Here is a 22376-nt window from a genome sequence, read left to right as displayed (position 1 = left end):
GGGCGTGCTGGGGAGCCTCCTCGTCGCTTCGCTCCTGCGGGGTCTCCCCTACCCCGTACTCCCGCAGGAGTCTTCGCGCCTTTGCTCCAATCAACGAGCTTAAATAATCAACAATGTTCTTTAACATAGCTAATAACAAAAAAAGGGATTAACCATGATCCGGTGCATCCCTTTAAATGAAGTGGAATTAATTTTGTTTTGCCTTTTTTTCATAGGCGTTAATGATCTTTGCAACAAGTGGATGACGGACCACGTCACTTTGCTCTAAAAAGACAAAGGAAAGACCGGTCACATTTTGCAGGATTTCTTCTGCCATGATTAAGCCTGATTTTGCACCTTTTGGCAAATCGATTTGAGTTTGATCACCTGTAATGACCATTTTTGAACCAAATCCAAGTCTGGTTAAAAACATTTTCATTTGAGCATGGGTTGTATTTTGAGCCTCATCTAAAATAACAAATGCATCATCCAATGTACGCCCTCTCATATAGGCTAAAGGGGCAATTTCGATTGTACCACGCTCAATTAACCGTTGAGTATGTTCTGCCCCTAATACGTCATGCAGGGCATCGTACAGTGGCCTTAAGTATGGGTCCACTTTCTCTTTTAAATCCCCAGGAAGGAAACCAAGGCTCTCCCCTGCCTCAACAGCAGGCCTTGTTAAAATGATTTTATTAACCTGTCCATTTTTAAGTGCATTTACCGCCATAACAACCGCAAGATAGGTTTTACCTGTTCCTGCAGGTCCAATCCCAAACACCAAATCATTTTTCTTGATAGCCATCACGTATTGTCTCTGACCAAGCGTTTTAATTCTTATTGTTTTTCCTTTTACATTTTTCGCTATTTCTTCATCATATAAATTTACAAAATAATCAAGCGTTCCTTTGTTAGCCATTTGAATGGCATAGATCACATCTCGCTGGCTTATATTTATTCCCTTTCGGATGACAAACATTAATCGATCCAAAATTTGTCCGGCTAGAGAGACCTTGTCTTCATCACCTGATAAGCTTACTGATTCACCTCTTGTGATGATAGAAACGCCAAGTTCCTGCTCAATGATTTTTAAATTTTGATCAGCATTTCCTAGCAGCGTAATCGCTTCTGCCGGATTTTCAAGCCGTACATTGATCGTTGTTAATTTCTCTGTCATTCATGAGTCTCCTTGGATATCAGATATCGGTTGTCCGACTGCAATGTTTTCTATTATCTTAAAATGGATATCTAGTATAACCTTACCATTTTTAAATGCTTTGTGTAAAATTTTTTCATCTTTGATGATAGCATCTTCATCTAATTGGCTTTTTATTTGCTTTTTAGCCAGGTCTAACGCATTTTGTTCCGCCTCTTTATTTGTATACGTCCGTGTAAATTCTTCACGTTCGCGAATTGTTTTATGAATATAGGAAATTGGTAGATCCCACTTTAAGAAATGGATTTGATGAACATTCCTTTCCGTTTCGAATTCTTTGAAACCGTGTTTTCCAAAGCCCCAAATCGGTATTTCTACCTTTCCAATTGATAGGGAATACTTCTGCTTTTCTTTTCCATTAAATACCTTGAAGTTTGTTTTAAATGGAAGTTCAACATGGCTTTTATACCATGTTTCCCCCCAAATCTCACCTTGTGCAGAAACCAATTCAGGTTTTAAACCATCTTGTCCGATAACACCAGATACCAGTAATTGTCCTGGTTCCACATGGTCATTGATGTCCACAGCCTTTTGACCGTAATCAACATTCATTCGAACAATAATTGCTTTCTTTTTTGCGATCAGATTCTGTGGGGATAATTGTTCCTGCTTCTTTGGTTCATTTTTTTCCACCACTTGCAGATGGTAGGTTGTCCCGTTTAACTCCACACCAACCCATGTAAGGTCACCAACGTTATTGGTTAACCTTCTTTGAATCCCTTCAACATTGTCTACAAAAAATTGAAGCTTTCCTATTTTTACACCCATCTTGTCTAATTCTTTACGAATCTTATACTCGGTTGCTGGTTTAGCACCTTTAATCTCAATTCCCCAAATAACATTGGATAAGAGCATAAGGATGAAAAGAAAAATGCCTGCCCCTATTAAAAATCCACTGTTTTTAAACAAGCGTTTAATTAAAAAGGGCACTCCACTTCTTTGTAAGAAGGAAATGGAACACTCACTTTTTCTTGCAAAATGTCTAATATTTTTGGCATCCTTCAGCCTCATTTTAAAGGTAATGGTTTCTGTTCCATGCCTTTTTACATTCCAAATTTGCAGTCCGTTTCTTGTTAGGACGTTTAAAAAGCGCTCAATTCCTTTTCCCGAAACTTTTACAGTAACTTTGCCAAATATAAATTCAATCCACTGGTTTTTCATTGTGTTCCTCCCGGATTTTCTGTTAAATATATGACTTGATCAATTTTCCCTTCCAGTAATATCTCTTCAGGTAAAATGGTTTTAATAACAAAGGATTTCCCTTTTATCAATATTTGTCCCTGCTTCAGAAGCAGACGGAGTTCTTTGTCTGTAAACGCCAAAAGACCTCGATGATTTTCAATATATATATGAATTTGTCCAATCATGGTTATGCGGGGTAAATCCATCATGACATCTTGAGGAAGATCCATTTTATTAGCCATCCAATTTCGGACTCTTTGGCCCCATTTTTTTGCCATAAAAAAAGAACCCCCTTTCATCTCATATTTATGAAACGAAGGGTGGTTCTAGCACATCTTTTTCCATTCAGTTAGATTGTTTTATTCTGATTCAACCTGTCTTTTCCTAGGAAAATACGGCTTCCTCGATCGCGGTTCCCCAAGGATTTCAGACCAAATAATACCGTTTATTAATGTATTGGCATCCGGTGCTTCAGAGACAAGGACTTCATAATCACTTGAAGTTGAAGATATTGGGTCTTTATGTTTATCTAGTTTTTGTATGCTTGAATTGACAGGGCTCGTAAAGCCATTTTGTACTGTCTCTGAATCCTGTTTAATTTGTAGATACTTCTTTTCTAGGTCTTGCTTTCTGGTGGACGGCTGGGACTCTATTTTCGTTTGTACAGATGGCTTTCTTAGCTGCGGGTGCTGACTGTCAGTTACATTTTGGAATATTTTTTTTAGCTCCTCAAAAGTATTCAAAGATAAGGGTTTATTTTTTGGGGGCAGTTTTTTTCCTTTATTCCTACCAAATATCGTGGAGAGAATCCCAATAATAATCAAGAAAACTACCGTTTCCATACTACCGTCTCCTTGTTCTAGCGGCCGTCTTTTTTCTCGCCTGTTATTTTTCCAATCGAGCCTCTCATATCAGTATCGGCTGAAATATTTTTAATGTTCATATAGTCCATCACACCGATATTTCCTGATTTAAGGGCTTCAGCCATAGCAAGCGGTACCTCTGCTTCCGCTTCAACCACTTTTGCTCTCATTTCTTGAACCTTAGCTTTCATTTCCTGCTCCTGAGCGACAGCCATTGCTCTGCGCTCTTCTGCTTTAGCCTGGGCAATTTTCTTATCTGCTTCGGCCTGTTCTGTTTGCAGTTCAGCACCAATGTTTTTACCGATATCTACATCCGCGATATCAATCGAAAGGATCTCAAAGGCCGTTCCGGCATCAAGCCCTTTAGAAAGAACCGTTTGCGAGATTAAGTCAGGATTTTCCAAAACCTTGCTATGGCTATCCGAAGATCCGATGGTTGATACAACCCCTTCGCCAACACGGGCTACAACCGTTTCTTCACCAGCACCACCGACAAGACGTTCAATATTGGCACGAACCGTGATTCTCGCTTTTGCTTTTACTTCAATCCCATTCATCGCCACCCCAGCAATAAAAGGAGTTTCGATAACCTTTGGATTAACACTCATTTGCACAGCTTCTAATACGTCACGTCCAGCAAGGTCGATAGCGGCACAGCGTTCAAAGGATAATTCAATATTTGCACGGTGTGCTGCAATCAGTGCATTTACCACACGGTCAACATTACCGCCGGCAAGATAATGGCTTTCCAACTGATTGGTGGTTACATTTAAACCAGCCTTATGCGCTTTAATAAGTGGATTGACTACCCTGCTGGGTGTTACTCTTCTCAGTCTCATTCCAACTAATGTGAAAATATTAATTCTTACGCCTGCTGCAAGTGCTGAAACCCAAAGCATTACAGGTACAAAGGATAATAATATTCCTAAAAATATTAAGGCCACAACAACAAGAGCAATAATAAAGATTGTTCCATTCGTAAACATATTCATAACCTCCCCAAATATTATTCTATTTCTCTGACTACAATCCGAGCCCCTTCAACCTTGATTACTTTAATGCTGGCATTTTGTTCAATATAGCCTCCTTCACTCACCACATCAATTCTTTCATTTTGGATTATGGCTGTTCCTGCAGGCCGTAGTGTGGTAAGGGCGATACCCTCCTTACCAAGTAAATCAGTTCGATTAATATTAGAGACATATCCATCTTCTTTTCTAGCTGACTCTGTCAAAACCATCTTACTAAAAAGGATAAGTTTTTTGCCAAAGACTTTTATCATTAAAAAGAAAATGACAATTGAAATAAAAATGGCAATCAAGATGGAGACTCCCATTTGCATTGCGTCTTCCCCAGCTAAAAAAAGGCTTAAAATTAAAGCAGCGAGCCCCAATGTACCTGAAATGGCACCAGGCAAGAAAAATTCTAAAAAGATTAGGAGAATTCCTGCAACGAATAGGGCTAATGTTCCAAATCCAGCAAGTCCCGCTTGAAAATGGGCATAAAAGAATATTAAAAGTGCCAATACACCAATAAATCCAGCGACTCCAAACTTCGCTGAAAAAAGCTCCACGACTATTCCAACTCCCGCTATCGTTAAGAGAACAGTCACAATAATCGGGTCAGTAAGAAATTCAATCATACCAATGCCCCCTTTCTTTCTGTATAGCCGATACTAATCAATACGTATGTAAGAAAGTAAAGTTTCACTTTTAAATAAAAATAAAAAGACCACAAGCGCTTCAGCCCGTGGTCCTGGTGTCAGAATACTATGAAAGGTGTTGTTGTACAAATTTATTTACAAGTGATCCATCTGCTTTGCCCTTCACTTTAGGCATAATGGCAGACATCACTTTTCCCATATCCGCTTTTGATTTTGCGCCGACTTCTGAAATAGTTTGAGCAACAATATCTGACAGCTCTTCTTCTGAAAGCTGTTTTGGTAAATACAGCTCGACAATCGAGAGTTCAGTGCGCAATTTTTCAACTAGATCCGCACGGCCTGCTTTATCAAATTCATGGAGGGAGTCTTTGCGTTGTTTTACTTCGCGAGAAAGGACCGTTAACTCCACATCTTCGGATAATTCTTTTACTCCAAGCTTAATGGCTTCATTTTGCAATGAAGATTTAACCATCCGAATAACAGAGAGTTTGTCTTTTTCCTTGCTTTTCATCGCTTGTTTCATGTCATTATTTAAACGCTCGAGAAGACTCATGATTACACCCTCTCTTAAAACTTACGTTTTCTTGCTGCTTCAGACTTTTTCTTACGTTTTACACTTGGCTTTTCGTAGAATTCGCGCTTTCTTGCCTCTTGCAAAGTACCAGTTTTTGATACTGTACGTTTGAAGCGACGAAGAGCATCTTCAAGCGATTCGTTTTTACGAACGACGGTTTTAGACATTCTCTTTCCCTCCCTCCGAAACACAACACACTAACATTCAATCCATGTACCTTGCAATTATAATATAACCTTGAAACAAGGTCAACTGAAATTCGCAGCGTAAAAATATACTTTTTACTTTTTTATGCATGTTTAAGGCAATTTTATTATATCCCGCCTTAAATTTCTTTTTAAAATGGCATGTCCCTTTCACACCGACCATACAATGAAGGAAGGGGGCCGGGAGACATGCTATACATAATATTATTTGTCCTTTGCATTTTATTATTTATTTTTGGAATGACCATTATTAGGTTCGGCTTATTTAATTTGTCAGCAAATAAATTAAAAACATGGCTGACAAGGCTAACTAGTTCACCGTTAAAAGGAATGTTGACTGGGACATTTGTTACTGCCTTACTTCAAAGCAGCTCAGCCGTAATGGTAATCACCATCGGATTAATTTCCGCAAGAATAATGACTTTTCCTCAGTCGATTGGAATTATTCTCGGTACTAATATCGGCACGACCTTTAAAACAGAATTAATTACGTTTAATTTAGATGCCATTCTTGCTCCGTTAGCTGTCAGTGGGGCGATTCTGATTTTATTCAAGAACAAGAAAGCAAGAAGCATAGGGATGCTTTTATTTGGAATAGCATCTGTTTTTACAGCTATGAAAGGGTTTGAATTATTAGCACATCCACTAACTGAAATGGAATTCATTAATAAATTTATCCTTTCAATAAATGACAACATCTTATTAAGCCTAGTAACTGGAACCATTTTGACAGCCATTATTCAGTCAAGTACGGCGATGACAGGAATTGCGATGGGATTTTTAACTGCTGGTCTTCATTTGGATGCAGGAATTGCAATTGTCCTTGGTGCCAATATTGGAACATGTATCACAGCCATTATTGCCTCCATTGGCGGCGGGAAGGAGTCCAGATTGGCAGCATTCGCTCATGTCTGGCTTAATGTATTTGGAGTCCTGCTTTTTATCCCTATTATTCCAATTCTAACGGATAATGCCTCAATACTTGCAAGTAGAGTAGATGTTCAATTAGCGCATATTAGTGTGATCTTCAATGTGGTGACCTCATTGCTGATTCTGCCTTTTGCAACAAGATTTGGTGAAATGATTTTATTTTTACACGATAAAAAGCCCACAAAATAAGACGGCCAACTGGCCGTCTTTTTTAATAATCTGCAGTTACCTTTAGTCCATTAATAATCGCAACACTTGAGCTTGCTCCAATTCTTGAAGCACCGGCCTCAATCATCCTCTGAGCATCCTCTGTACTTCGGACACCACCAGAAGCCTTTACGCCGATATTGGGGCCAACCGTCTTCCGCATTAAGGCAATGTCCTCAAATGTTGCGCCTCCAGTGGAAAATCCGGTTGAGGTTTTTACATAATCTGCACCTGCTTTTACTGCTAACTCGCAAGCACGAATTTTTTCATCATTTGTTAAAAGACTTGCTTCAATGATTACTTTCGTAAGTGCCTTACCTTTCGCGGTGTCTACAACTGCGCGAATATCGTTTTCCACTAATACATCATTATGATCTTTTAAGGCACCTATATTAATGACAGTATCCACTTCTTCAGCACCATTTTCAATGGCGTTTTTTGTTTCAAATGCTTTTGTTTCCAAAGTGGATGCCCCTAGTGGAAAGCCAATTACAGTACAAACCTTCACACTACTGCCCTTCAATAATTCTTTAGCAGCACTAACCCATGTGGGATTGACACAAACGGAGAAGAATTGATTCTCCTTTGCCTCTTGGCAAAGCGTTTCAATTTGCTCTTTTGTCGCCTCAGGCTTTAGTAAGGTGTGGTCAATCATTGCAGCAACATTAATCGCCATTTTTCAAGATCCCTCCAATAAAAAAACTAATAAAACTTAAGTGGATAAGATGCATTTGCTGCTGTGATTAGTATGCCCGGAACAAAATAAAAAAAGGACCCAAATAGGTCCTAAATTGCTGCTTCTTTATTTGTAAATATTTCTTCTTTGACCGTTCTAGAGTCTTCGACAACACGAACAAATTGCCCTTCATTGTATGGATAACCAGCCTTTGTAATTTTCACTTTAACGATTTTTCCAATCATATCTTCTGTCGCCGGGAAAACCACCTTCAAATAATTATCCGTATAACCAACAAATAGACCTGTACTGCCTTCTTCTTTAAATTCTTCTTCTGGAATAACTTCCAATACTTCGCCTTCAAATTGAGAGGCATATTCTTTAGCCAGTTGGTCTGAAAGGGATATTAAGCGGTGGACACGTTCATTTTTTATATCTTCATCCACTTGCTCGTCCATCCGGGCAGCAGGTGTACCTGTGCGTTTCGAATATGGGAATACATGCAATTCCGAGAATTTATGTTCATTAATAAAATTGTAAGTCTCCATAAATTCTTCCTCAGTCTCACCAGGGAAACCAACAATAACATCAGAAGTAACCGCCAATCCAGGAAGTACTTCTTTTAGGCGGTCCAATCTTTCGCCAAAGAATTCCATCGTATACTTACGGCGCATTCTTTTTAGAACAGTATTAGAGCCTGATTGAATTGGAATATGCAAATGACGGACAATAATATTGGAATGCTTGATTACCTCAATAACTTCATCAGTTATCTGACTTGCTTCAATGGAAGAAATACGAAGTCGCTCAAGCCCTTTTACTTCTGCTTCCAAATCATGGAGCAAGGAGGCAAGATTGTAATCCTTCATGTCTTCACCATAGCCGCCTGTATGAATACCAGTAAGGACAATTTCCTTATAGCCAGCATCTACAAGCTGCTGTGCCTGACGAATGACTTCTTTCGGATCACGAGATCTCATTAGGCCGCGAGCCCAAGGAATAATACAGAAGGTACAAAAGTTATTGCACCCTTCTTGTATCTTTAAGGAAGCACGAGTTCGGTCCGTAAACGCCGGAACATCAAGTTCCTCGTAGACACGGTTTTTCATAATATTACCTACACCATTAATCGGCTGGCGCTCTTGTTTATATTGCTTAATGTAATCAAGCATTTTTACACGATCCTGAGTGCCCACTACAATGTCAACACCGGGGATTGCCATAATTTCAGCAGGAGAAGTTTGTGCATAGCAGCCTGTTACACAAATAACAGCATCAGGATTTTTGCGGACTGCCCGTCTAATCACCTGACGGCTTTTTTTATCTCCTGTGTTTGTAACGGTACATGTATTTATAATATAAACGTCTGAGATTGATTCAAACTCAACCCGGTCATAGCCTTCTTGCTTAAATAACTGCCAGATTGCTTCAGTTTCATAATGGTTTACTTTACATCCAAGTGTATGAAACGCTACTGTTGGCATTTAATTTCACCTCAATAATTCAAAATGATAGGAAATCGCCGCAAGCGCATATAACGGCGCAGTTTCCGTTCTTAATATTCGCGGGCCTAATCCGCACAGGCCAAAACCATGCTCATTAAAAGCATTGACCTCAACTTCCGATAATCCTCCTTCAGGACCAAACACGATCAGGAGGGATTCACCTTTTTGCATTTTTTGAAGTGTTGCAGAAAAAGTAGAAGTTTCTCCACTTCTGCTCTCATCTTCAAAGGCAGCTAATTTATAATGAAAATCCTTACTTTTTTCTAGCAAAGCTTTGAAATTTATCGGACTAGCCACTTGGGGCACAAAATTTCGATGCGATTGTTCGGCAGCTTCTTTAGCAATTTTTTGCCATCTCTCTATCTTCTTTGCTGCTTTTTTTTCGTCCCATTTCACTACAGAGCGGGCGGCGGAAAAGGGTAAGAACTGATGTGCGCCTAATTCAGTTCCTTTTTGGATAATCCACTCAAGCTTGTCCCCTTTTGGCAGTCCACTGGCAATTGTAATTGAAATCGGAAGCTCAGAAATCTCCATTTTCCATTGTACAACGTCTGCAACGACTCTTTCATCGGTAATTTCTGCAATTTTACAGATGGCGGAATGACCATCCGGGTCGACACAAATGATTTTTTCACCAATTTCCATGCGCATGACCTTAATCATATGGTGGCGGTCTTCAGCATCAATCAAAAAACGGTCTTCATTTGTTCGCTTTTTAACAAAGTAGCGTTGCACACGATGCACCCTCTCTAAAACATTTTACGCCTTATTTTACTAAAAGTTAGTTCATTTTGAAAGCAGAAAAAAAGGGGATAACTCCCCTTTCTCTAAATAGTTATTTCCTTTTTGCGATAATGGCAACCCAATCTTCCATAAGAATGGTTTCTGAAATTTCAAAGCCTGCATTCATAATGGCTTCTTTAACCAAATCTTTCTTCTGTTGAATGATTCCCGATGCAATGAATGATCCGCCAGGCTTTACAACACGGGCAACATCATCTGTAAATCGTAAAATCACTTCAGCTAAAATATTCGCAACAACGACATCTGCTGAGTTCTCCGTAACCCCATCAAGCAGATTGTTCTGTGAAATGGTTATTTTATCATGGACTTTATTAAGCTTAATATTTAATTTCGCTTGGGTTACAGCCACTTCATCTAAATCATAAGCTCTGACATCTTCAGCACCAAGCTGGGCCGCAGCAATACTTAAAACACCTGATCCTGTTCCCACATCGATAACCCGGTCACCAGGGCGGACGGTCCGTTCAAGCGCTTGAATACACATTACCGTTGTCGGATGCGTGCCTGTTCCAAATGCCATACCTGGATCCAATTCAATGATTAATTCATCACTGCTTACTGGTTCATAGATTTCCCACGTAGGGACAATCGTAAATTTCTCAGAAATTTTTACTGGATTATAATACTTTTTCCAAGCTGTTGCCCATTCCTCTTCATTGACTTCACTGATTGTGACCCTGTTTAATCCTAAATCGATATCATAAATAATTAAATTATTAATCGATTCTTTGATGGCTTCGACTGTTTCACCGAGGAAGCTGTTCACCGGAAGGTATGCTTTTACCATAACACCTTCCTCTGGGTAATCATCGGGATTGAGTTGGTAGATTTCACCGAATTGATCTTCCCGTTCCTTCGTTAACTCAAATGGATCTTCTATCACTACACCGCTAGCTCCAGCTTCATGCAGAATATGTGAAATAGGTTCGATCGCTTCATTTGTTGTGTGGATGCTAATTTCTGACCACTTCATTCTACCAACTCCAATCCTTACTCGCCTTTAAAGGCACGTTTTACTTTTGAAAAAAAGCTTTCTTCATGTTCACCTATTGGTGCTGAACCACTGGCTTCTGCAAATTCGCGCAATACCTGCTTTTGTTTATCATTAAGCTTTGTTGGAGTTATAACTCGCACTTGAATATGCTGATCACCCACACCATATCCACGAACATTTGGAACCCCTTTACCTTTTAAGCGGAATCTTGTTTCCGTTTGCGTTCCAGCAGGAACCTTCAGCTTCACCTTGCCATGCAAGGTTGGGACTTCAATTTCATCCCCTAATGTAGCCTGCACGAATGTAATTGGCATCTCACAATAAATATCATCGCCATCTCTTTCAAAAAATTCATGCTGAAGAACATGGAAGACAACATAAAGATCTCCCGCAGGACCTCCATTAATACCTGCTTCCCCTTGCCCAGACATTCTTAACTGCTGACCATCATCAATACCAGCAGGAATTTTCACATGGATTTTTTTGCGTTTTTTCACTTTTCCTGAGCCACCACAGGTTGAACATTTATGTTTAATTTCTTTACCAGTTCCATTACAGTAATGGCATGTACGACGATTCACAATCCGTCCGAAAGGAGTATTCTGCTCGACGTTTAATTGTCCTGAACCTTGGCAATGCTTACACGTTTCTGCCTTGGTTCCCGGCTTTGCCCCTGAACCGCTGCAAGTACCGCATGTTTCCTCACGCGGAATTTCAATGTCAGTTTCTTTTCCAAATGCTGCTTCTTCAAATGAAATTGTCATTGTATATTGCAGATCTGCCCCTTGTCTTGGTGCATTTGGATCACGTCTTCTCGAGCCGCCTCCGCCACCGCCAAAAAAGGTGTTAAAAATATCTTCAAATCCTCCAAAGCCGCCGCCGAAATCTCCGCCGCCGCCAAAACCTTGGTTTGGATCGGTATGACCGAACTGGTCATAATGTGCCTTTTTCTGATCATCACTTAAGACTTCATATGCTTCAGCTATTTCTTTAAATTTATCAGCAGCATCCGCTTCTTTATTAATATCCGGATGATATTGTTTTGATAGCTTTCGATATGCTTTTTTTATTTCATCCTTTGAAGCGCTCTTACTTACACCAAGCACTTCATAGTAATCCCGTTTGCTCATGATTACCACTCCCGAATTCTTTCACATAAAGATTATTCTAACACCGCGTAGAAGTACTTTGCAATAAAAAAGCCAAAGCCACGTTCCTGACTTTGACTTTTTCGTTAGTGAATTGCTAATTGCTCTTACTTTTCGTCTTTTACTTCTTCAAATTCTGCATCAACAACATTGTCGTTTTTGCCTGCTGTGCTGCCTGCCTCTTGGCCGCCTTGCGCTGCTTGCTGCGCTTGTGCTGCCTGCTCATATAGCTTAACTGTCAAAGCTTGAACGATTTCTTGAAGAGCATCCTTTTTAGTACGGATTTCATTAAGATCATTTTTTTCAATTGCTTGTTTTAAAGCATCTTTTGCTTCGTTTGCTTTAGCAACTTCAGCCGCATCGACCTTACCTTCAAGGTCTTTTAAAGTTTTTTCAGTTGTAAAGACGAGTTGGTCTGCTTCATTGCGAAGCTCCACTTCTTCTTTACGCTGCTTATCAGCTTCAGCATTATCTTCTGCTTCTCTAACCATTTTTTGGATTTCTTCATCAGAAAGACCAGTTGATGATTTAATGGTAATTTGTTGTTCTTTATTTGTGCCAAGGTCTTTCGCACGAACGTTTACAATACCGTTTTTATCGATATCAAAAGTAACCTCAATTTGCGGAATTCCACGTGGTGCTGGTGGAATATCTGACAACTGGAAGCGTCCTAATGTTTTATTATTCGCTGCCATTGGGCGTTCCCCTTGAAGAACATGGATATCGACAGCCGGTTGGTTATCAGCAGCAGTTGAGAAAACCTGCGATTTAGAAGTAGGAATGGTTGTATTACGATCAATTAGCTTTGTAAATACGCCACCCATGGTTTCAATACCAAGTGAAAGTGGTGTTACGTCAAGTAATACAACATCTTTAACATCACCAGTGATAACACCGCCTTGAATCGCTGCACCCATGGCAACTACTTCATCAGGATTTACGCCGCGGTGCGGTTCTTGTCCAGTCGCCTTTTTAATAGCTTCTTGTACAGCCGGAATACGGGTAGAACCACCAACAAGGATTACTTTATCGATTTGTGATGGCGTTAAGCCAGCATCACTTAGAGCTTGACGTGTTGGCCCCATAGTGCGTTCTACTAAATGAGCTGATAGCTCTTCAAATTTAGCACGTGACATGCTTACTTCAAGATGAAGTGGACCAGCAGGACCCGCCGTGATAAAAGGTAAGGAAATTTGCGTTGAAGTTACACCTGAAAGGTCTTTTTTGGCTTTTTCAGCTGCATCCTTTAAACGTTGCAATGCCATTTTATCTTGAGAAAGATCAATGCCATTTTCTTTTTTGAACTGCTCAACTAAATAATCAATGATAATTTGGTCAAAATCATCTCCGCCGAGACGATTATCGCCTGCTGTTGATTTTACTTCAAACACCCCGTCACCAAGTTCCAGGATGGAAACGTCAAAGGTACCGCCGCCAAGGTCGTATACTAGGATAGTTTGGTCTTGGTCTGTTTTGTCTAAACCGTAAGCAAGCGCAGCCGCTGTTGGTTCATTGATAATCCGTTCAACTTCAAGACCAGCAATTCTGCCTGCATCCTTTGTTGCTTGGCGTTCGGCATCATTAAAGTAGGCTGGTACCGTAATAACTGCCTTAGTCACCGGTTCGCCGAGATAGTCTTCTGCATATGACTTTAAATATTGAAGAATAGCGGCAGAAAGCTCTTGAGGAGTATAGTTTTTACCTTCAACCTCTACTTTGTAATCAGTGCCCATATGGCGTTTAATCGAAATAATTGTGTTTGGATTTGTAATCGCCTGACGTTTTGCCACTTCCCCAACTTGACGTTCGCCATTTTTAAATGCAACTACGGAAGGAGTTGTACGGTTTCCTTCTGGATTTGGGATAACTTTTGGCTCTCCGCCTTCAAGTACAGAAACACATGAGTTTGTTGTACCAAGGTCAATACCGATAATTTTACTCATTGCCTTTTCCTCCTAGATAAAATATGTAAAGTTTTTATTGATTAACTTTAACCATTGATGGTCGGATGACTCTATCTTTTAAAAGATAACCTTTTTGATATTCCTCTGTGACAATATTGGAGCCGTAATTTTCATCCTCGCCCTGCATGACAGCCTGGTGCTGATGAGGATCAAATTCTTTTCCTACCGCTTCAATGGGTTCAACACCCTCTTTGTTTAAGGCATCTACCAAACTGCGATAAACCATCTCCATACCTTGCAGCAGAGATTTTGTTTGGTCGTTATCAGCTTCCACTTTCATAGCTCTTTCAAAGTTATCTAAAGCAGGTAGTAAATCTGTAATTAATTTTTGTGCTCTATATTTTTCACTCGCCTCCTGATCAAGTCTAGTACGGCGACGGAAGTTATCAAAATCTGCTTGCAACCTTAAATAACGGTTATCGGCAGCGTCCAACTTTTCCTGAAGCATTTGAATTTCTTGAAGCTGTTCCTCTAGAGGATTTGCATCAGCTTGTTCAGCATTTTCTGCTTCAGCAAAAACTGGCTCAGCCACTTCTTCTTCAGTAAGTTCAACATTCTCATTTACTTGTTCAACAACTTCTTCATTCATGGTATTGTTTTTTTCATTCGTCAACTTACTCACCTCCCTTAAAGCATTGCTCACAATCTACTATAAAATACATACATTTCCATAGAAAAGGGGGTGAAATAAACAGGCATTTCACCCTTACTCAATATGACCAGTGCTAATTATTTTGATACAGCTTTGTAAAGACTTCTGATAAATCATGGCTTAATAATTGTAGCAGGCTGATGACACGGGAATATTCCATTCGGGTTGGACCAAGGATGGCAATCGTCCCTATATTTTCAACTCCTACAGTATAAGAAGCCGTAATTAAGCTGCAGTTATCCATGGCACTAATTTTATTTTCCGTACCGATTTTGACATTAATGCCGGTCGAATTCTTTCTTATTAAATTGTAAATCCACTCTTCTTGATCAATCATGGTTAAAAGACTGCGGATCTTTGCAATATCATGAAACTCAGGCTGGCTTAACATATTGGTTTTTCCGCCGAAGAAAAGCTTTTCGTTTGTTGGCATTCTAAAACTTTCTCCAATGGTATGAAGCATCAAATCATAATTTTGGATATGTTGTCTAAGCAGAAAAGCAACTTCTTTATAAATCTTATCGTTAAGATCTTCTAAAGAAACTCCCTCTAAACGATCGTTTAAGATATTTACCGTTTTTTCCAAATCACTTGCATCTATGGATGGCGGTAAAGAAAACGAGCGGTTCTCAACATGTCCTGTGTCCGTAACAAAAATAGCTACAGCGGTTTCTTTGTTTAACGGAATGATTTGGATCTTTTTTAACCTATTAATACTAACTGCCGGGCCCAATACGATTGATGTATAATTGGTTAGTTCCGATAAGATTTTAGCAGATCTTTGAATAATTTTTTCAAACTCAAAAATTTTCTCAGCAAAAATCGATTGAATAATGGATATATCTTGCTGATTTAAAACTTGAGGTGAAAGTAAATGATCCACATAGTATCGATAACCTTTTTCAGAAGGTACACGCCCTGATGAGGTATGCGTTTTTTCAATATACCCCATTTCTTCAAGGTCGGCCATTTCATTGCGAATGGTTGCTGAACTAAAGGAGATTTCCTCCTTTTTCGACAGACTTCTTGAGCCGACAGGTTGTGCAGATCGAATAAAGTCATCAACTATAACTTGAAGAATTAACAATTGACGATCTGTTAACAACATTCATCACCTCTGTTAGCACTCCTAGTTACCGAGTGCTAATTATATTAATAAATTATCAAAAAAGGGGGGATGATGTCAATCATTACACATCACATACACCTAAAAAGACCTGAAAAACTTCATTTCCTAAAAGACGTCCCTTTTTAGTTAAATATATATGATCATCGGTGATTACTATCCATTGTTTTATAGCCAGGTCTTCAAGCTGATGTTTAAATATTTTTAAAGGATCGCGGTCAAATTTATCGATAAAATGTGAAATCGAAATTCCCGCTGTTTTACGCAGTCCTAAAAACATTTCTTCTTCCATTTGTTCCGCCATGGTCACCTGATGCTCTTCAAGCACAGGTAGTTCACCTTTTGTAATGTGATCGATATATTTTTTCAAGGGACCCACATTTGACCTTCTCGTGCCATTAAGATAACTATGGGCACCCGCTCCAAAACCATAATATTCTTCATTATTCCAATAAGTTAGATTATGTTTGCTCTCATATCCAGGCTTTGAAAAATTGCTAATTTCATATTGATGAAAGCCGTGTTTTTCCATTTCTTCCATTAACATTTCATACATGGCTGCTTCTATGTCTTCACCAGGAGTGGGCAGTTTTCCTTTTTTTAGTAAATTATAAAAAACAGTTTTGGGTTCAATGATTAATGAATAGGCAGAATAATGGGTTATATCCAATGAGAAAGCTTCAATCAAAGATTCCTTAAAGTCGTTAATTGTTTGCGTTGGTAAACTAAAAATAAGATCAATACTGATATTTTCAAAACCTGCCAATTTTGCATTTTCAACTGATCGGTAAACGTCTTTTGCCCGGTGAACACGGCCAATTTTTTCGAGTAATTTTTCATTAAAGGTTTGGACACCAAGGCTTAGCCGATTTACACCTGCATCCCTTAATATTTGCAGTTTCTCCTTTGATAAATCTCCTGGATTTGCTTCAAAGGTAAATTCCACGTTTGAGCTTTTCGGTAAATGATTATTAATACTTTCACAAAACCGGAAAAGTTGCTGTTCATTTAATGAAGTGGGTGTACCGCCGCCGACAAAAATGGTTTCAAGTTCATTTGTCTTGTATTGGCGAAGGGTTATCTCCATTTCTCGTTCAAGTCCAAGTAGATAATCATCAACCGGCTGCCCTTTTAAAAACACTTTATTAAAATCGCAATAATGACAGATATGCTCACAAAAAGGGATATGAAGATAGGCTGCTTTAATCATGTTTTCACTTCCTAATAAAAAGAGGCAGGAAACACCAATTAACTGGCTAGTCCTGACCTCCCGCTTAAGTTTATTTTTTTGTATTGTTATCGTCCATTTTCAGAACGGCCATAAAGGCTTCCTGCGGAACCTCAACAGAACCAACCTGCTTCATCCGCTTTTTACCTTCTTTTTGCTTTTCCAATAGCTTCCGTTTACGAGAAATATCTCCCCCGTAACATTTTGCAAGTACGTTTTTACGCATCGCTTTAATGGTTGAACGAGCAACAATTTTTTGTCCAATCGCAGCTTGAATAGGAACCTCGAACTGCTGCCTTGGAATTAATTCCTTTAGCTTTTCAACAATAACTTTGCCGCGTTCATAAGCAAAATCATTATGAACAATAAAGCTTAAGGCATCCACTTTTTCAGCGTTTAACAATATATCCATTTTAACCAACTTTGAAGGTTTATAACCGATAAGTTCATAATCGAACGAGGCATAACCCCGTGTGCCTGATTTCAATTGATCAAAGAAATCATAAACAATTTCAGCCAATGGGATTTCATAAATAATGCTGACCCGATTTTCACCTTGATATTGCATATCAATAAAGATTCCACGCTTTAATTGGCAAAGCTCCATAATCGCCCCAACATATTCATTTGGCGCCATCATAGTCGCTTTTACATATGGCTCTTCTACACGATCAATTTTCTGAGGATCCGGCAAATTAGACGGGTTATCTACCTTCAATTCAGTTCCATCTGTCATGTGCACGTGATAAATAACACTTGGTGCCGTTGTAATTAAGTCTATTTTGAATTCGCGCTCAATTCGTTCTTGAATGATTTCCATATGAAGAAGCCCAAGGAAACCACAGCGGAAACCAAAACCAAGTGCTTGGGATGTTTCCGGTTCAAATTGAAGGGCTGAATCATTTAATTGAAGCTTTTCAAGGGCTTCACGAAGATCATTAAATCTAGCTGTATCAATTGGATATAGTCCGCAGTATACCATTGGATTTAGTTTTCGATACCCTGGAAGCGGTTCTGTCGTGCCATTTTTAGCATTGGTAATCGTATCACCAACACGAGTGTCTCCGACATTTTTAATCGATGCTGTTAAAAAGCCAACATCACCAACGGTTAATTCATTAAGTAATGTTGCTTTAGGAGTAAATACTCCTACTTCATTTACTTCAAATTCTTTTCCAGTGGCCATCATTTTAATCTTATCGCCAACTTTTACTGTACCTTCGACGACACGGATATAGGCAACAACGCCGCGATATGCATCATATAATGAATCGAAAATTAGTGCCTTTAATGGTGCTTCAGGGTCTCCTGTTGGAGCTGGAACAGTCTTTACCACTTGTTCAAGAATATCTTCAATTCCGATTCCTGCCTTAGCAGATGCCAAAACTGCTTCGGAGGCATCTAAGCCAATTACTTCTTCAATTTCATTGCGAACCCTTTCAGGTTCTGCACTTGGTAAGTCAATTTTATTGATTACTGGCAGAATTTCAAGGTTGTTATCGAGGGCAAGGTATACGTTTGCTAGTGTCTGTGCTTCTATTCCTTGTGCTGCGTCTACAACTAAAATCGCCCCTTCGCAGGCAGCAAGGCTCCTTGATACCTCATAAGTAAAATCGACGTGTCCCGGTGTATCGATTAAATGGAATATATATTCTTCTCCATCTTTTGCGTTGTATTTAAGCTGAACCGCGTTTAATTTAATGGTAATCCCGCGTTCCCGTTCAAGATCCATGGAATCCAACAGCTGATCCTTCATTTCACGTGATGAAAGAGCATTTGTCTTTTCTAAAATTCGATCCGCCAAGGTTGATTTACCATGATCAATATGGGCAATAATCGAGAAATTTCTAATTTTTGATTGTCTTTTAAGTCTTTCGTCTCTGTTCATGTCGTTCGTTCACTCCTACTATACTCGCACATGTACACTATTTTTGATTATATCAGCACCACTTTCAAGATTCAATGAATTTCGAAAAGCGGAAGCGCCTTGACCAGGGAAAAAATAGTTCACTTTTTCCTAGGGAAAAAGCAGTTCATTTTTTCCTAGGGGCGACAGGCATAAGACGAGCGGGCAAGAAGGTTGTTTTTTTAACCTTTTTGACGGATTGGCTTATGGCCCCGTGCCCCTAGGCGCTGGAGCTAGACAATCGAAAAGCGGAAAGCGGCTCCTATTAGGAACCGCTCACATGTTTTATTCAGTAATTTGCTTAATAAGCTTTCCAGAAGCACCAGCGAGCCCGTCCGACAATTTCTTCCCCATTGAGGAAAAGAAGTTAAAGGCGCTTATTTCCTCTAGCTTCTTCTTTTTTGCTTCAATATCATGACTAGAAATATCATTTCCGAGAAAAGTTGCATGATCTGTCTCATCAATGGAAATAGCATTTTGGAAACTGGGGTCATCATAGCCTTTCATTTTATGGATGCCGTCATTTGCTAATTGCATTCCTGCTAAAACAGAGATAAACATAAGTGCCGCAATAGCAAAACTTTTTACCATGAACATCTTCATCAGAGTACTCCCTTACATCTATTGTTTATTCGTTGATTGCTCAACATCCTGATTCACTTTTTCAGCCTGCCAGAAATATTCACTAAAGATGTCCGCTAACGCATCGGCAGAACGGTTTAATTCATCGAATGTATTATCTACACCGCCAAATTCGATTAATATCGCATTTTCTGAAAGGTTTTGATTATAGACAGCATTTCCACCATATTTCACGAAAACTCCCCGGCTTAAACCCTTATATTTTTTATCTAAACGCTCATGCAGTTCTTTTGCCAATTTTTCATTCTTTTCATGGTTCGGATTTTTACCACCGATAATAAACGCAAGCTTTGCATATGATTTTCCGTTAATGGTTATTGTTGATTTATCTTTGCGGCTTGCATCCCTATGAATATCGATAAAGTATTGTAAATCACGATCAGAGGCCATAGCCGTTTGAACAATAGGCCGAGATTCCTGATAGGATAATGTATAATCTAAATGCTTTTTATTTAGATTCGACTGGACATCCGTTTTATCTAAAAAGGTTCCTATACCTCTATCCTCTAAACTCGTCTTTAAATGATCACCAATTTTTGTCACGTTTATCTGCGAATGATAGGCTAAATCCGGGTTAGTGACACCCTTAAGATATGGTAAATAGGATTCCCGGTTATGTGTAAAATATAGATAAACTACCTTTTTATCACCTGTAGTCTGCCCTGGTGTTGGAGGAGGATTCGCATCATCAGGCTTGTCCAGACCCTCTAAATTTTGTAAGGCTGCCTCGCGTTCTGCTTTCATGATCTCGATTGGCGGTGACGATTCGATTGGCATATTCGTATAATTCGTCCCCTCACCCGCAACGACAATTTGTCCATCAAATTGAAAAAAGCCAGGTAATTCACGACCAAGTAGACTTCTCGGGTCATTCAAATTAATATTACTAGACAGCTTAAATACTAAATTGGTCAATTTAGGGGCCGTTGCCCAATTATTTTCAACCTTTAAAAAATGATGATTTTCCCAGCCCATTAATTGATACAGCAGTTCGCCATTTACCTTGGTGGTTGCTTGGTTAACGGAAGTCGACATTAATCGATATTGTGGTTTTATCGAGGTTAACAAACCACTGATAGAGAAAATCAATAGTAAAAATAAAAACAGTGCAGCACCGGCTTTAAGCAAACTTGTCCCTTGCACCATCACAAAAGTCCCTGTAGATTTAGTTTTCATGGTTCCACCTCGCAAAACAGATTCTAGTAAATCCTATGAAAATACTAGAGGTGATAGAACCAAATTATTTAATTAAGAGATTTGAGATGGAAGGAGCCAAGTGTTAAATCCCTGGCTCCTAAAAAACTTCTATTTTGTATAATATCCTGCATTCCCCTGATCCACTGCGCTGTGTAGAGAGGCATTCAATCCATTAGCAATCAAATTTGCCATATCTTCAATAAATACGTCAACTTCTTTAGGGGTAACCATTAGATTATGGCCGATTGGGGCCAATACTTCGTAAATTAACTTCCTTTTCTCTTCATCTGGGAGCGTCCCAATCATGCCAAGGAAGGTTTTTCGATGCTTTTCGTCTGGCAAATCCTCTTCTGTCAACTTACGTTTTTCCCCAAAGCTCATTCCTGCCGGGGCAAGTGACCGTGATGGACGATTTCCTTCTTTAAGCTCTTTACCAAAATGTTTGAGAATAAAATCAATCGTGTCACTTGTAATCGAAACCGCATCAACTACCGTTGGAACTCCAATTGCAATAACAGGAATACCCAATGTCTCTTTACTTAATTCCTTGCGCTTGTTCCCTACCCCTGACCCTGGATGAATACCCGTATCCGAAACTTGAATCGTTGAATTTACACGTTCGATTGACCTAGAGGCGAGAGCATCTATGGCAATTACAAAGTCAGGTTTCGTTTTTTCCACTACTCCAAAAATGATATCGCTTGTTTCGATTCCCGTAAGTCCCATAACTCCTGGTGATAAAGCACTGACAGAGCGATATCCTTCCTCGACATTTTCTGGCTGGAGCTGGAAAAGGTGACGTGTTACGAGGAGATTTTCACAAACCATCGGTCCTAGGGCATCAGGTGTTACATTCCAGTTTCCCAGCCCGACAACAAGACATGAGTCAGCTTTCTTGATCCCTGAGCCTTCTAAAAAATGAGAGAATTCACGAGCGAAAATCTGCTCAGTCTTTTGCTGTACCTCTGTGTCTTGTTGACGAATCCCCTGCACTTCAAGTGTTAAATACCTGCCTGCCTTTTTCCCAAGTTGTTCTTCACCTTGTTTGGTTACTTCTACTAAAGATATTTTTATATCATCTACATCTTTTTCTTTGATAATGACGCCTTCAATTTGCGAAAGGTTTTCCTCTTGCTGTACGGAATCACCTCTTCCAGCAAGTACCATTTCTCTTGCTTCAATTGCCAAATCTGTTCGAACAGAATACTGACTTAAATCGACAGACTCACCCATATGTAATCACTCCTATCAAAAAATTCCCTTCAAATAGAAACTATTTCCTATTTTTTCCCCAATTCTAATAAAACATGCAGGGTAAACTAAGAACTAGATTAATTTCTATATTGCAATATGGGTTGTCGTTTGATAAAATATCTCTTGTTGCGAATAATGAATATTGAATGTAAAGTCGAGTTCATATAGTCTCGATTCTTTGTAGGAGGTGAAAGTAATGCCTAACATTAAATCTGCTATTAAGCGTGTAAAAACAAGCGAAGCTCGTAATGCTCAAAATACAACTGCTAAATCTGCAATGCGTACTGCTGTGAAGAAAGTTGAAGCTGCTATTTCAACTAACGATGCTGCTGCTGCAAAAGAAACATTAGTTACTGCTGCAAGCAAATTAGACAAGGCTGCTGCAAAAGGTCTTATCCATAAGAATGCTGCTGCTCGTAAAAAATCTCGTCTAATGAAAAAAGCTAACTCTCTTTAATAA

General features: G+C 39.3%; 23 protein-coding genes. 2 read left to right on the top strand and 21 right to left on the bottom strand.

Going from position 1 to position 22376, the window contains the following annotated elements:
• Positions 1 to 187: 187 nt before the first annotated feature.
• From ABES02_RS18145 to rpsU, 8 genes are all read right to left on the bottom strand, one after another.
• The gene (locus tag ABES02_RS18145) at positions 188 to 1156 is read right to left on the bottom strand and encodes a PhoH family protein (protein ID WP_430137877.1); all 969 of its coding nucleotides are present in this window, start codon (positions 1154 to 1156) and stop codon (positions 188 to 190) included.
• On the bottom strand, positions 1157 to 2356 hold the full coding sequence (gene yqfD, locus ABES02_RS18140) for a sporulation protein YqfD (RefSeq protein WP_430137874.1): 1200 nt from the start codon (positions 2354 to 2356) through the stop codon (positions 1157 to 1159).
• Positions 2353 to 2655 carry a sporulation protein YqfC gene (yqfC, locus tag ABES02_RS18135; protein ID WP_430137871.1) on the bottom strand — a complete coding sequence of 101 codons (303 nt, stop codon included), beginning with the start codon at positions 2653 to 2655 and terminating at the stop codon, positions 2353 to 2355. The genes yqfD and yqfC overlap by 4 nt, the downstream gene beginning before the upstream one ends.
• An 81-nt stretch (positions 2656 to 2736) precedes the next feature.
• Positions 2737 to 3219 (bottom strand): hypothetical protein, encoded by a 483-nt coding sequence (locus ABES02_RS18130; RefSeq protein WP_430137868.1) that lies wholly within the window; start codon positions 3217 to 3219, stop codon positions 2737 to 2739.
• Positions 3220 to 3236: 17 nt separating this feature from the next.
• A complete protein-coding gene (floA, locus tag ABES02_RS18125) occupies positions 3237 to 4226 on the bottom strand; it encodes a flotillin-like protein FloA (protein WP_430137866.1) in 990 nt (329 codons plus the stop codon).
• 20 nt (positions 4227 to 4246) lie between these two features.
• A complete protein-coding gene (locus ABES02_RS18120) occupies positions 4247 to 4882 on the bottom strand; it encodes an NfeD family protein (RefSeq protein ID WP_430137863.1) in 636 nt (211 codons plus the stop codon).
• A gap of 127 nt (positions 4883 to 5009) precedes the next feature.
• Positions 5010 to 5456, bottom strand: coding sequence for a GatB/YqeY domain-containing protein (locus tag ABES02_RS18115; protein ID WP_430137860.1), 447 nt, complete (start codon positions 5454 to 5456; stop codon positions 5010 to 5012).
• A gap of 14 nt (positions 5457 to 5470) precedes the next feature.
• Positions 5471 to 5644: a 30S ribosomal protein S21 gene (gene rpsU, locus ABES02_RS18110; RefSeq protein ID WP_007087607.1), complete on the bottom strand. Its 174-nt coding sequence runs from the start codon at positions 5642 to 5644 to the stop codon at positions 5471 to 5473.
• A 228-nt stretch (positions 5645 to 5872) separates the two neighbouring features.
• On the opposite strand from rpsU, the gene ABES02_RS18105 reads away from it, so the two are divergent.
• Entirely contained in the window at positions 5873 to 6802 is a 930-nt protein-coding gene (locus ABES02_RS18105) for a Na/Pi symporter (protein ID WP_430137858.1), read from the top strand.
• Between the two features lie 22 nt (positions 6803 to 6824).
• Here the strand turns inward: ABES02_RS18105 and deoC are convergent, their stop codons facing one another.
• The 13 genes from deoC to gpr form a co-directional block, all read right to left on the bottom strand.
• A complete protein-coding gene (gene deoC, locus ABES02_RS18100) occupies positions 6825 to 7496 on the bottom strand; it encodes a deoxyribose-phosphate aldolase (protein WP_430137855.1) in 672 nt (223 codons plus the stop codon).
• Between the two features lie 110 nt (positions 7497 to 7606).
• On the bottom strand, positions 7607 to 8980 hold the full coding sequence (gene mtaB, locus ABES02_RS18095) for a tRNA (N(6)-L-threonylcarbamoyladenosine(37)-C(2))-methylthiotransferase MtaB (RefSeq protein ID WP_430137852.1): 1374 nt from the start codon (positions 8978 to 8980) through the stop codon (positions 7607 to 7609).
• A gap of 6 nt (positions 8981 to 8986) precedes the next feature.
• Positions 8987 to 9736: a 16S rRNA (uracil(1498)-N(3))-methyltransferase gene (locus tag ABES02_RS18090; RefSeq protein ID WP_430137849.1), complete on the bottom strand. Its 750-nt coding sequence runs from the start codon at positions 9734 to 9736 to the stop codon at positions 8987 to 8989.
• A gap of 100 nt (positions 9737 to 9836) precedes the next feature.
• Positions 9837 to 10778 (bottom strand): 50S ribosomal protein L11 methyltransferase, encoded by a 942-nt coding sequence (gene prmA / locus ABES02_RS18085; RefSeq protein ID WP_430137846.1) that lies wholly within the window; start codon positions 10776 to 10778, stop codon positions 9837 to 9839.
• Between the two features lie 17 nt (positions 10779 to 10795).
• Positions 10796 to 11929 carry a molecular chaperone DnaJ gene (dnaJ, locus tag ABES02_RS18080; protein ID WP_430137843.1) on the bottom strand — a complete coding sequence of 378 codons (1134 nt, stop codon included), beginning with the start codon at positions 11927 to 11929 and terminating at the stop codon, positions 10796 to 10798.
• A gap of 125 nt (positions 11930 to 12054) precedes the next feature.
• Complete coding sequence (dnaK, locus tag ABES02_RS18075) at positions 12055 to 13890, bottom strand: molecular chaperone DnaK (protein ID WP_430137840.1); 1836 nt, start codon at positions 13888 to 13890, stop codon at positions 12055 to 12057.
• 34 nt (positions 13891 to 13924) lie between these two features.
• Positions 13925 to 14524 (bottom strand): nucleotide exchange factor GrpE, encoded by a 600-nt coding sequence (gene grpE / locus ABES02_RS18070; protein WP_430137837.1) that lies wholly within the window; start codon positions 14522 to 14524, stop codon positions 13925 to 13927.
• Positions 14525 to 14636: 112 nt separating this feature from the next.
• Positions 14637 to 15668: a heat-inducible transcriptional repressor HrcA gene (gene hrcA / locus ABES02_RS18065; RefSeq protein WP_430137885.1), complete on the bottom strand. Its 1032-nt coding sequence runs from the start codon at positions 15666 to 15668 to the stop codon at positions 14637 to 14639.
• 85 nt (positions 15669 to 15753) lie between these two features.
• Entirely contained in the window at positions 15754 to 16899 is a 1146-nt protein-coding gene (gene hemW, locus ABES02_RS18060; protein ID WP_430137835.1) for a radical SAM family heme chaperone HemW, read from the bottom strand.
• Positions 16900 to 16969: 70 nt separating this feature from the next.
• Complete coding sequence (gene lepA, locus ABES02_RS18055; RefSeq protein ID WP_430137832.1) at positions 16970 to 18805, bottom strand: translation elongation factor 4; 1836 nt, start codon at positions 18803 to 18805, stop codon at positions 16970 to 16972.
• 303 nt (positions 18806 to 19108) lie between these two features.
• Positions 19109 to 19426 carry a DUF3679 domain-containing protein gene (locus tag ABES02_RS18050; RefSeq protein ID WP_430137829.1) on the bottom strand — a complete coding sequence of 106 codons (318 nt, stop codon included), beginning with the start codon at positions 19424 to 19426 and terminating at the stop codon, positions 19109 to 19111.
• An 18-nt stretch (positions 19427 to 19444) separates the two neighbouring features.
• Positions 19445 to 20641, bottom strand: coding sequence for a stage II sporulation protein P (gene spoIIP, locus ABES02_RS18045; RefSeq protein ID WP_430137827.1), 1197 nt, complete (start codon positions 20639 to 20641; stop codon positions 19445 to 19447).
• A gap of 129 nt (positions 20642 to 20770) precedes the next feature.
• Positions 20771 to 21895 (bottom strand): GPR endopeptidase, encoded by a 1125-nt coding sequence (gene gpr, locus ABES02_RS18040; RefSeq protein WP_430137824.1) that lies wholly within the window; start codon positions 21893 to 21895, stop codon positions 20771 to 20773.
• A 217-nt stretch (positions 21896 to 22112) separates the two neighbouring features.
• On the opposite strand from gpr, the gene rpsT reads away from it, so the two are divergent.
• Complete coding sequence (gene rpsT, locus ABES02_RS18035; protein WP_430137822.1) at positions 22113 to 22373, top strand: 30S ribosomal protein S20; 261 nt, start codon at positions 22113 to 22115, stop codon at positions 22371 to 22373.
• The last annotated feature ends 3 nt before the right edge of the window (positions 22374 to 22376 follow it).

The sequence above is a fragment of the Neobacillus pocheonensis genome (assembly GCF_050477905.1).
GTDB lineage: Bacteria > Bacillota > Bacilli > Bacillales > Cytobacillaceae > Neobacillus > Neobacillus pocheonensis_A.
The sequence above is the reverse complement of the archived record's forward strand: the minus strand, read 5'-3'. Positions and strand labels throughout refer to the sequence as shown.